At 60.0% G+C, this 10,877-nt stretch carries 11 protein-coding genes; 5 read left to right on the top strand and 6 right to left on the bottom strand.

Going from position 1 to position 10,877, the window contains the following annotated elements; genetic code table 11:
• Positions 1 to 864: class I SAM-dependent methyltransferase (locus WB402_RS00935; RefSeq protein WP_424204848.1), on the top strand; the 864-nt coding region annotated here is incomplete at its 5' end.
• Positions 865 to 1,066: 202 nt separating this feature from the next.
• Here WB402_RS00935 and WB402_RS00930 read toward each other — a convergent pair.
• Together WB402_RS00930 and WB402_RS00925 are read right to left on the bottom strand one after the other, a co-directional pair.
• Positions 1,067 to 1,390: a hypothetical protein gene (locus WB402_RS00930; RefSeq protein WP_424204846.1), complete on the bottom strand. Its 324-nt coding sequence runs from the start codon at positions 1,388 to 1,390 to the stop codon at positions 1,067 to 1,069.
• 87 nt (positions 1,391 to 1,477) lie between these two features.
• Complete coding sequence (locus WB402_RS00925; RefSeq protein ID WP_424204844.1) at positions 1,478 to 1,867, bottom strand: AF1514 family protein; 390 nt, start codon at positions 1,865 to 1,867, stop codon at positions 1,478 to 1,480.
• 183 nt (positions 1,868 to 2,050) lie between these two features.
• On the opposite strand from WB402_RS00925, the gene WB402_RS00920 reads away from it, so the two are divergent.
• From WB402_RS00920 to WB402_RS00905, 4 genes are all read left to right on the top strand, one after another.
• On the top strand, positions 2,051 to 3,004 hold the full coding sequence (locus tag WB402_RS00920; RefSeq protein ID WP_424204842.1) for a serine hydrolase: 954 nt from the start codon (positions 2,051 to 2,053) through the stop codon (positions 3,002 to 3,004).
• A gap of 132 nt (positions 3,005 to 3,136) precedes the next feature.
• Positions 3,137 to 3,802, top strand: a complete 666-nt coding sequence (locus WB402_RS00915) for a nitroreductase (protein WP_424204840.1) — start codon at positions 3,137 to 3,139, stop codon at positions 3,800 to 3,802.
• A 33-nt stretch (positions 3,803 to 3,835) separates the two neighbouring features.
• Positions 3,836 to 5,089 (top strand): D-amino acid dehydrogenase, encoded by a 1,254-nt coding sequence (locus tag WB402_RS00910; RefSeq protein WP_424204838.1) that lies wholly within the window; start codon positions 3,836 to 3,838, stop codon positions 5,087 to 5,089.
• A 174-nt stretch (positions 5,090 to 5,263) separates the two neighbouring features.
• Entirely contained in the window at positions 5,264 to 5,461 is a 198-nt protein-coding gene (locus tag WB402_RS00905; protein ID WP_424204837.1) for a DUF1059 domain-containing protein, read from the top strand.
• Between the two features lie 75 nt (positions 5,462 to 5,536).
• On the opposite strand, the gene WB402_RS00900 is transcribed toward WB402_RS00905, so the two are convergent.
• The 4 genes from WB402_RS00900 to dinB all read right to left on the bottom strand — a co-directional run bounded on the left by WB402_RS00900 (position 5,537) and on the right by dinB (position 10,603).
• Positions 5,537 to 7,867 (bottom strand): EAL domain-containing protein, encoded by a 2,331-nt coding sequence (locus WB402_RS00900; protein ID WP_424204836.1) that lies wholly within the window; start codon positions 7,865 to 7,867, stop codon positions 5,537 to 5,539.
• Positions 7,868 to 7,869: 2 nt separating this feature from the next.
• Complete coding sequence (locus WB402_RS00895) at positions 7,870 to 8,505, bottom strand: methylamine utilization protein (RefSeq protein WP_424204835.1); 636 nt, start codon at positions 8,503 to 8,505, stop codon at positions 7,870 to 7,872.
• Positions 8,502 to 8,942: a nuclear transport factor 2 family protein gene (locus WB402_RS00890; protein WP_424204833.1), complete on the bottom strand. Its 441-nt coding sequence runs from the start codon at positions 8,940 to 8,942 to the stop codon at positions 8,502 to 8,504. The genes WB402_RS00895 and WB402_RS00890 overlap by 4 nt, the downstream gene beginning before the upstream one ends.
• 494 nt (positions 8,943 to 9,436) lie before the next feature.
• A complete protein-coding gene (gene dinB, locus WB402_RS00885; protein WP_424204831.1) occupies positions 9,437 to 10,603 on the bottom strand; it encodes a DNA polymerase IV in 1,167 nt (388 codons plus the stop codon).
• Positions 10,604 to 10,877 lie beyond the last annotated feature (274 nt).

Raw genomic sequence — 10,877 nt, 5'->3', positions numbered from 1 at the left:
TACCGCCTGCACGACGCCGATTTGCATGAATACAACCTGGCGATTGATGTTTACGAATCGGATAAACGTTATGTGCACGTGCAGGAATATGAAGCGCCGGACACCATCAGCCCCGACAAGGCGCGCCAGCGCCTGCAACACGCGCTCGGAGTGATTCCGCTGGTGCTCGATATCCCGCGCGAACAGATGTTCTTCAAGGTCCGTCGCCGCCAGAAAGGCGGCGGGCAATACGAGAAAATGGACGAGACCGGCGAGTTCCATGAAGTGCGCGAAGGTTCGTGCCGCTTGCTCGTCAACTTCACTGATTATCTCGACACCGGACTGTTTCTCGACCACCGCGCCACGCGCGCGATGCTGGGCGAATTGGCCAAGGGGAAACGCTTTCTCAATCTCTTCGGCTACACCGGCACCGCCACGGTGCACGCGGGATCAGGTGGGGCAATCTCCACCACCACCGTGGACATGTCATACACCTATCTCGATTGGGCGCAGCGAAATTTCGAACTGAACGGGATAAGGAGAGAAAACCACGAGCTTGTCCAGGCGGATGTGCTGGTGTGGCTCAAGCAAAACCACGCACGGCGCTACGGATTGATATTCCTCGACCCGCCGACGTTTTCGCGCTCCAAGCGCATGGAGGACACCTTCGATGTGCAGCGCGATCACGTGGCGCTCATTTCGGATGCCGCCGCACTGCTCGAGCCGGAGGGTATTCTGATCTTCTCGAGCAATCTCCGCCGTTTTAAAATCGATCGGGAGGCGCTGTCACCGCTCACGGTCGAGGACATCACCCGCAGAACTATACCCCAAGACTTCGAGCGCAATCCGAAAATACACCAGTGTTTCCGTATCACTCGGAAATGAATAGGGAAGTTCTGATTAAGTCCGTTCGTGGTGAGCTTATCGAACCACGAACGGATAGTGGCACTGGAATTACAGTATTCGCCGTTCACCCTTCGACAAGCCTGTCCTGAGCAAGCCGTTCGGTCTTCGACAAGCTCAGACCGAACGGCAAGTCGAAGGGCTCAGGGCGAACGGTATGACTTGATCAGAGCTTCCTTAGCGGTTAAACCGTCGCGCGCCGCATGGTGCGTTTGAGGGCGTGAATCTGGCGCAGCACGCCATGCAGCTGACTGCGGTCCTCCGACGCCAGGATTTCGTCGCGCTTTTTCTTGAGCTCCCGGATTTTCCCCTTCATCGCTACCTTGTCGATGCCCTCGACATGATGGTGCTCGTGCATGTCGATCCCGAGCGCGGTGCACATGGCCTTGAGCAGATGGTCCTTGTTCATCTGGGTCGCGCCCTCGACCGCCTCGTGCTCGATGCCCTTGGCGATCTCGCGCAGATCGGCCACCGTCTTTTCCTTCAAATCGTGATAGGTATAAGCCACGTTGATTCTCCTTGTCGCAGGTCTGTCGAAAATGTCCGTCGCAAGCTTATAAAACTGTCGCTCACCGTTTCAAGCCGGGGACCTCGGCTAAATATCCCCCGGCCGGTAGAAAAACACAAACCGCCCGTTCTCCACGTCCACCATAAGGGTGGCGCCGTGGTGGATGCCATAATCCACGTAACCCGGCACGGCGCTGTCCTGATGACATTCGCTTACGTGCTGCGGCGCCTCGAAATCGCGGTCACGGTCATACCAGGACAGCAGCATGGGATCGCTCAGGCGTGCGCCGGCTTCGGCTTGGGCCAGCTGCATGGCCTCGAGATAGTCCGCGGCCGGCGTCCGGGGATGAAGCGGCACGATCGTGATGCCGGACAGGTCGGGCGGGGATGGCACGGGACAGGCGGTTGCGTCATCGTCACCGGTAGATGCCGGCTGGTTGCCGATTTTCCTGTCGGACGAAAAATACCTGGTATTCATGGTCGGATATGACATTCCGGGAGCGGGGCGCCAGCCGAGCTTGCGCCGGTCGGTCTGAAAAATACGCTCGTCAGGTGCCCTTCACAAGGCCTATCCCGGCGGGTTATTGTTGCGTTCGATATATGTGCTAGAACTTATAAGATGTCAGAATCAAAAACTTAGGGAAGGAACCTCTACACACTAATGAAGCCTTCAAGAATACTCGTTGCCTTGGCGACCGTCGCCGGGATAGCCGCCACCGCGCTCCACGTCACCTCGAACGCCAACGTCACTCCGCCGCCACCGGCCGCAGTTGATGAACCGGCGTCGTACATCAAAGCCGAGGACATCATTCAATACGGCCAGCCCAACCGCCTCTCGCTGCAATCGAACGTGGCCATCGTCATGGATGACCGCGAAGGCGTCATGCTCTACGGGCGCAATGTCGATCGTCCACGCCCGATCGCCTCGCTCACCAAGCTGATGACCGCGCTGGTCATTATTGAGTCGGGGTTGTCTCTCGAAGAACAAATCAAAATCACGCGTGAAGATCGCGACCGCCTGCGAGGCACGCGCTCGCGTCTGGGCTTCAACGCCGTGTTCACGCGCTACGACCTGCTGCGCGCGGCGCTCGGCGCTTCCGACAACCGCGCGGCCGCGGCGCTGGCGCGCACCTACACGGGCGGACAGGAGGCGATGGTCCAGGCGATGAACGCCAAGGCCCAGGCACTCGGGATGACGCAGACTCGTTACGCCGATGCCTCCGGACTGAATAGCGGCAATGTTTCCACCGCTCGCGACCTTACACTCCTTGTCGCCGAGACGCGCAAACACGCATTGCTCCATACCCTGACGACCACCGCGTCATTTCGCATCACCGACCAGACCTCGGGCCGCGAGCTTGCCTATCACAACACCAACCGGCTACTGCGCAAAGACAGCTGGGACATCGCACTCAGCAAAACCGGTTACACGGCAGCGGCCGGCAATTGCCTGCTGATGCAAACCACGATCGCCAATCGCCCGCTCACGATCGTGCTGCTCGACTCCTGGGGCAAGTACAGCCGCTATGGCGACGCTAACCGTATTCACCAGTGGCTGCAAAAAGCCGAGCGTCGCGTCCCGCACATCGTCACCGCCCGCGCCGCGCCGGGCTGATCTGCTCCGCTTCACCAAGCGATTCTCGGCCCCGGTAGGTTTGGGGCCGTTTTATTTTGCCTGACGCAATTCTTCTGACAACCCATCCGGGGTACATTACAGTACTCAGGACGGTTATCCGGGAGAATGCCGATGGAAGTTCTTGAAGCCATACACCGCCGCGCGTCCACGCGCGCCTACCTCGACAAGCCGGTGGACCGCGCCACGATAGAATCCATTCTGGAAGCCGCGCGCTGGGCGCCGTCCGGCACCAACGCCCAGCCGTGGCAAGTCGCGGTGGTGGTGGGCGAAACCAAACGGCGTCTGAGCGAAGCCCTGCTGGCAGAGCGCAAAGCCGGGAACCCTGAAAATCCTGATTATTCCTATTACCCAAAACAATGGAACGAGCCGTACAAGTCACGGCGCGTGGCCTGCGGGCTGGCGCTCTATCAGGCAATGAAAATCGGGCGCGACGACAAGGACGCTCGCCTGAAGGCCTGGAACAACAATTACCATTTTTTTGGCGCTCCGGTGGGCCTGTTCTTCTTTCTCGACCGCTCGCTCGAAAAAGGCTCGTGGGTCGACATGGGCATGTTCATTGAGAACGTGATGCTCGCCGCGCTTTCCTTCGGCCTCGCCACCTGCCCGCAGGCGGCGCTCGCCGAGTATCCCGATATCGTGCGCCGGCTACTCAACGTGCCCGATTCGCGCGCCCTCCTCTGCGGCATGGCACTCGGCTACCCGGATACCGCCGCGCTGGTGAACAATTACCGCACCGCGCGCGAGCCGGTTGCGGGCTTCACCGCCTGGCATGAGTAAAATCCGCGCCTGTTTCACGGACACCAACTGCTTATGAAAGTGCTGGTTCTCGGCAGCGGCGTGATCGGCGTCACCAGCGCCTGGTATCTCAGCCAGGCCGGTCATGATGTCACGATCGTGGACCGGCAACCGGAGCCGGGCATGGAAACGAGCCAGGCCAACGGCGGCCAGATCTCGTGGGGCGCGAGCACGCCCTGGGCCGCGCCCGGCATTCCGTTCAAGGCGCTGAAATGGATGTTCCGCCCGCATTCGCCGCTGGTGCTGCGCCCACGTTTCGATCCGGCGATGTGGTCGTGGCTTTTCAAGATGCTCGGGAACTGCACTACCGCCCGCTATGCCATCAACCGCGAGCGCATGTTGCGGCTCTCGCGCTACAGCCACGACTGCCTGGTCGCCTTGCGGAACGAAACTGGAATTCATTATGACGAACGCGCCTCCGGCGTGCTCGAACTATTTCGCACGGCAAATGAATTGGACGAGGCAGCGGATCAGTCCGCGATGCTGGAAAGTTGGGGCGTTCCGTACCAATTGCTCAACCCAGGCACCTGCGTGGTGCACGAACCGGCATTGCGCGCCGTGCAGAATAAAATCGCGGGCGGCATGCTCCTGCCCGGCGATGAATCGGGCGACTGCCTGCTGTTTACCCGCGAACTTGCACGCCGCGCTGAAACCCACGGTGTGCGGTTTGCGCTCTCGACGCGGATCGAGCGATTGACCGCCGACGGCGGCCGCATCAAAGGCGCGCTGACCGATAAAGGTGAAATGAACGCCGACGCCTATGTACTCGCCTGCGGGAGTTATACGCCGCTTCTATTGCGCCCAATTGGGATCAAACTTCCGGTCTATCCAGTCAAGGGTTACTCAGGGACGATTGATATCGGCAATGATGCCGCGGCGCCCGCGGGCACGCTCACGGATGTGAGCTACAAGGTGGTCGTCACGCGCCTCGGCAACAAGTTGCGCGGCGCGGGCACGGCGGAGCTGACGGGCTACGATCTGACGCTGCGGCCGTCGCGCTGCAATACCATCAAACATGTCTTGAACGATCTGTTTCCAGGTGCCGGCGATCTTTCCCGGGCGGAGTACTGGTGCGGCCTCCGGCCAATGACACCCGATAACCCGCCGGTGATCGGAGCGACTCCTTATAAGAATCTGTTCCTCAACACCGGCCACGGCACGCTCGGCTGGACCATGGCCTGCGGCTCCGGGAAAGTGATCGCCGATCTGGTCACGGGCCATCAACCGGAAGTCGATCTGAACGGCCTCAGCCTCGCGCGGTTTTCCTGAAGCACCGCGTCAGCAACTGAAGCCAACTTCTACAGCAACCCTCTAATTTCAAGGTGTATTGTTGACAGGCTTCGCTGCCGGGGTATAGCGTGATATCAGGCCCAGTCGCTTCCGGGCCGGCACTAACCGTCATTTCCCGCATTGTGTTCGATTCCAACAGACAAGGAGGAGATCATGTCCAGGAAATATATCGATTGTCGTGAATACCCCAGCGAAATGAACTGCACAGTCTCGATCTTCGCCGACAGCGACGACGAGTTGCTGGAGGCCGCCGTGCAACATGCCGTGTCGGTTCACGGACACGAAGACACACCGGAACTACGCGAAGAGATGAAAAAAGCTTTCAGGGAGGAAAAGCAACGCGCGGCCTGAGTGTGTGCACCACGGTATAAGCTAATTGGTAATGCGCCGGTTCCGGTTTCTCAGGTGCCGGCGCATTGCTTGTAATCAGGCTTGGTGTCTCCGGCGCGCGCCATAGCCGGCCAACCAGTCTGGAATTTCCTCCGCGGGCATGGGCTTTGCGATGCCGTAACCCTGAGCCAAATCGCATTCGTTGGCGATGAGCCAGGCAATTTCGTCCGCCGTTTCCGCACACTCACCGACGACAGTGAGGCCCAACGCGTGGCACATTCCGATCGTGGATCGCACGATGGCGGCGTTCTTGGGTGTCGTGGCCACGGCGCGGATGAAGCTGCCGTCGATCTTGAGCTCGTGCACCGGTAGCGTCTGAAGATAAGCCAGCGAGGCCTGGCCTACGCCATAATCGTCGATTGAGAGCTTGAGTCCCAGCGCCGCGAGTTCGTTCAGATGGGCCAGGGCCAGCTCCGGGTCTTCCACTAACGCGCTCTCGGTGATCTCGAGACACAAGGAATTCGCCGCCAGGCCATGCATGTCGATCAATTGCCGCAGATGCCCGATCAGCTTGGGATTCAGGAGGTCAAGCGCGGAAAGATTGACCGCGGGCACAAGACTGATCCCCTCGGCGCACCAGCGTGCCGCCTGCACTACCACCGCTTCCAGGACCCAGGGCGTCAGCTCGCGGATGAATCCGGTCTTTTCCGCAAATGGAATAAATTTCCCCGGGGGAACCATGCCTTGCTGCGGATGCCGCCACCGAATCAACGCCTCCACCGCCGTCACCTGTCCACTGGCCAAATCGAGCTTGGGCTGGTAGTAGAGCAGGAATTCCTGCCGCGCCATGGCCTCCCGCATTTCGCCGATCAGGGACAGCTGTTCGGGCGGCGGCTCGTCGCCCGCCTCCGCCGCAAAGGCCACGCTGCTGTGCCGCCGCTTGGCGGCGTACATGGCCAGTTCCGCGCGCCGCAACAGCGTGGCGGCATCGCGGCCATCGCCGGGATAAAGCGCAACCCCAAGACTGGCATCGACATCGAGCCTTTGACCGTCCAGGACGAACGGGTCGCGCAAGGCGCTGGTCAAGGATTCCACGAAACGGCTCGCGGCCGCGCGATTCGCATCGCGCAGCAGAAACACGAATTCGTCGCCCCAGAACCGGCCGACCAGATTGGCACCGGACTGAAACGTACCCAATCGCGAGCCGATCTCGGCCAGCAACCGGTCGCCGATCGGGTGTCCTAGCGCATTGTTGATCGGCGCGAAACGATCGAGGTTCATCACCACCACCGCGCCATGACTTGAATCCGACAGGCGATTGAATTCCTCGATGAAGCGCGTGCGGTTCGGCAAACCCGTGAGGCTGTCTTCATACGCGAGCTTGAGGATTTTTTGTTCGCGGTTCGCCACGCGCTCCCGCATCAGATCGAAACTCGCCGCCAATTGGCCGATCTCGTCGGACGACTTCAGCGGCACCGGCTCGGCGTAGTCACCGGCCTCGATGCGGCGTGCCGCGCCCGCCAGTTCGTTTACCGGCCGGACAATCTGTCGCGCGAGCATGATGCTGCCGATGGCAAAGACAATCACGCCGGCCAGCACGATGGCCCACAAGGCGGTTTGCAGTGTCCGGAATGGCGCTTCGGCCTGCTCGACCGAACGTTGCAGCGCCACGAAAGTTTCCTGGTTCAGCGGCACATGAACCGTTTCATAGTGTTCATTGCCGATACGCAATTCGCCCGGCATGTCGGTTGAAATCTCCTTCACCGCGGCTGACAAGGCGGCGCGCTCCGTATCCCTCAAGGAAGACGCGAGGATGCCGGCGCCGTTACCGTCATGGCGTATCACGCTGACGACAAGTCCGGTCACCTCGAAAAGATCGCGCGCCCAGCGATCATCCACGACAAAACCGATCGCCACCCAGGCGATCAGCTTGGGCGCGTAAATCGGCACCAGAACGATCTGGTAGAGCCGCCCATCCGTCATCTGCTTGAAACCGAAACTCTTGCCCGCAGTTTCGGCGGCGGACAACAAGTCGGCAAAAGGAGAGAGAACAGAACCGGATGGTGCGTTGCCGTCCTGGGAGCTGGCGATCAAATATCCATCCGGATGGATCACCATCATCACCTGGGCACCGATGCGCAGACCGTGGTTGCGGATGACGGAACGAATCGTGGGGCGATCCTGGGTGGCGATGGCCTCGCGGAACGCAAAGTCGGCGGCCAATATGGTCGCCGCGGTTTCCAGCTGGCGCTGATTCTGTTCGATCAACAGGGTGAATACCTGCGTGCCCGCCGACAGCTCGCGTTGTATCTCGGTCGTAACGATGCGCGTATTGCTGCGAGTCACCAGCGCCAGCATCAATGCCATCACCAGCACCAACAGGCCGACAAACACGACAACGATGCGGCGTTGGAGCGATCGGAACATAATTAATACTTCTCTTGATCGGCGGGTGGTTTTGGCTTGATGACGCGCGGTTTCACGTCCAGCACCTGAGTCACCGACATCGGTGCCGCTCCGACATCGATCGCGCGCGCGGATAACTCATGCTTCTGGCGCGGATGCCACCATTTCAACCGGTACGATCCCGCCGGCACGTCCGCGATGCGCGCATGCCCGGTGGCATCGGTTTTGGCGAAGTACGGCGTATCGACGACATACACATACGCTTCCATCCAGTCATGAATGTTACAGCCCAGCGCCACCTCGCCGGGCTTGTCGAACACAATCGGTTTCACTGGCTTGCCGGCGTAAAGCTTAATCTCGAAAGTCTTGGCCGGAGAAAACGAGTAAAGATGGTGCTTGAAGGGGTCTTGGTTGGGAAATTCGATGGGCGTGTTCGTTTGCACCACCGTCATATACGGAACCAGCTCGCGGTCACGCTGCGCAATGGTTACGGTCGAATGCCGCTCCGGCATGCTGCCGGAAACCGGTTCGAGCACCACCGCGGCATCAGCCAAGGGTTCACCCGAAGGGGTGGTTACCGTGGCCTCGAAGTCTCCAGCGCACACTCGTCCCCCGACAACCAGAAGCATAACGAGCCAGGCCGCGGATTCATGTTTCACGGAGAAACTTTTATGGCGGGAGCAATCTGCCAGATCTCGGTAGCCAGGCTGGCATCGCGATAGGTCAGCACATGCCATACCTTGACCGGATGTTCACCGCCGTATTCAGCCGGCGTCACGACCGTGGTTCCGTTCGGGTTGGCAAAGGCCTCGAGTTTACCGAATTTGGCCGGGCGTGGCTTGCCGCCATTATTGGCGATGAATTTCTTCCACACCTCGCCAATCGCCGCCTTGCCGCGATAGCGGCCATCGAGCGGGCCGCCCACCCAATCCATGTAGGCGTCATCCGTGTAATCGCGCATCACGGCGTCCAGATTTCCGTCGGCCACCGCCTGCAGATGTGCCTTGGCTTTCGCCTCATCCAGTGGGCCGGCGAGTGCGATTTGGGCAAAACCAAACAACAAGGAATAAGTGACGATCATTAATATGCGTTTCATGGGCTTCTCTCGGGGGTTGGCTGGAAACTCTTAAAATATGCCTGACAACGGCGTCTCTCTGAGTATAGATACGGCAACTCATGGCTGCCATTTGACGCAGTACCGGGAAAACACCCCTGTACAGGCGTTCAATCAGCTAAACCCGGCGAACAACTGAGGATGAATCAACCGATCCGGGGTCGGTGAAGGGCATGCAGGCATAAGCCGGCAGACCGGCGATGCCTTGGTGGGTAGCCACCAGGACAACGAAAAATGAAACTTATCGTGGAGAGAGTCGCGTAAACGGACCGGTTCGGGAATCGCTGTTTAGGGAAACTCTGATTCACTCCTGCCGTTCGTGGTGAGCCTGTCGAACCATGAACGGCAGACCTGCAGAAACAATGTCTTGCACCGTTCGGTCTTCGACAAGCCTGTCCTGAGCCCGTTCGTACTTCGACAAGCTCAGCACGAACGTGTCGAAGGGCTCAGACCGAACGGAATTAATTGGTCGTTTCCTAGTCGCTTGCATGCACCAGCTCGGTGGCGCGGGAGAGCGCCGCCGGGCCGAAGCGTTTTTGTATCCAGTCGCTGACGGTGTCGAGACGGACGTTTTTTTCATTCTCCGGCTCGCAGAACAAATCCGCCTGGCGCGACTCGGCGTTGTCGAAACCGCTGACGCTGAAACCTAGCAATCGCACGCCGTGCCGCGGGAACGGAAGATTCATCGTCAACATGGCGGCCGCGGCATTCCACAATTCCTGCGTGACGTCCGTGGACTTCGGGAAGGTGTGCGAGCGGGTGATGGTGCGGAAATTGGAGAAACGGATCTTGAGATGCACGGTGCGACCACGCAGATGGTTGCGCCGCAGGCGCGACGCCACCTGACGCGTCAGGTCGAGCAGCCAGCCGCGCAACGCCTCGACGTCGGTGATGTCCTCGGTGGAAGTTGTCTCGTGCGACAGTGACTTCGCCCGGTGGTCCGGCACCACCGCGCGGTCGTCGATGCCATGCACCAGTTCCCACAACTGTTCTCCCCAGCTGCCGAACAGCTCGTCCAGCAGAGTTCGCCGCTGCGCGCGCAGTTCACCGATGGTGCGAATTCCGAGCTCTTCCAGTTGACGGTTGCCAACCTTGCCCACGCCCCACAATTTCGTGACCGGCAGCGGATCGAGGAAAGACTGAACGTTGGCGGGATCGACCACGAGGAAACCGTCGGGCTTGCCCGCGTCGCTCGCGACCTTGGCGAGGAACTTGTTGTGCGCTACGCCCACCGAGGCGGTAAGCGTCAGTTCATTGCGAATCTCGCGCTTGATACGCCAGCCGATGCGCGCCGCTTCCCCGAACAGCTGCTGGCTGTGGGTCACGTCGAGAAACGCCTCGTCGAGCGACAGCGGCTCCACCAGCGGCGTGTAGCGGTGAAAAATGTCGCGGATATGCTGCGAGATCTGCGCGTAATAAGCGTGGCGTGGCGGGATAACGATCAGGTGCGGGCAAAGGCGCTTGGCCTGCGCGGTCGGCATGGCGCTGTGGATGCCGAAGTAGCGCGCCGCGTAGTTGGCCGCGGCCACGACCCCGCGCTTTTGCTGATTGCCGCCGACGACCATCGGCTTGCCGCGGAGGCCCGGGCGATCCCGTTCTTCGACGGAGGCGTAAAACGCATCCATGTCGATGTGCAGGATCATCTAGCGTCGGTCAAGCTGCGGGAATAACAGGTCATGCTGGAAGTGCATCGTATCACGATCACGATGCGAAATGTACGACTAAGGAACCTCTGATTAAGTCCGTTCGTGGTGAGCCTGTCGAACCATGAACGGACGAATCGCCAGACATTTTCGGCATTTCCCGTTCGCCCTTCGACAAGCTCAGGGCGAACGGGAAACATAGTCAGTTACGTAGGTTGGGATGAGCGAAGCGAACCCCAACAACTAAGATTGTCATTCCCGTCCCCGGCTACAC

Source organism: Sulfuricaulis sp. (genome assembly GCF_049587675.1).
Classification (GTDB): Bacteria; Pseudomonadota; Gammaproteobacteria; order Acidiferrobacterales; family Sulfurifustaceae; genus Sulfuricaulis.
This window is presented reverse-complemented; position numbering and strand designations above follow the sequence as displayed.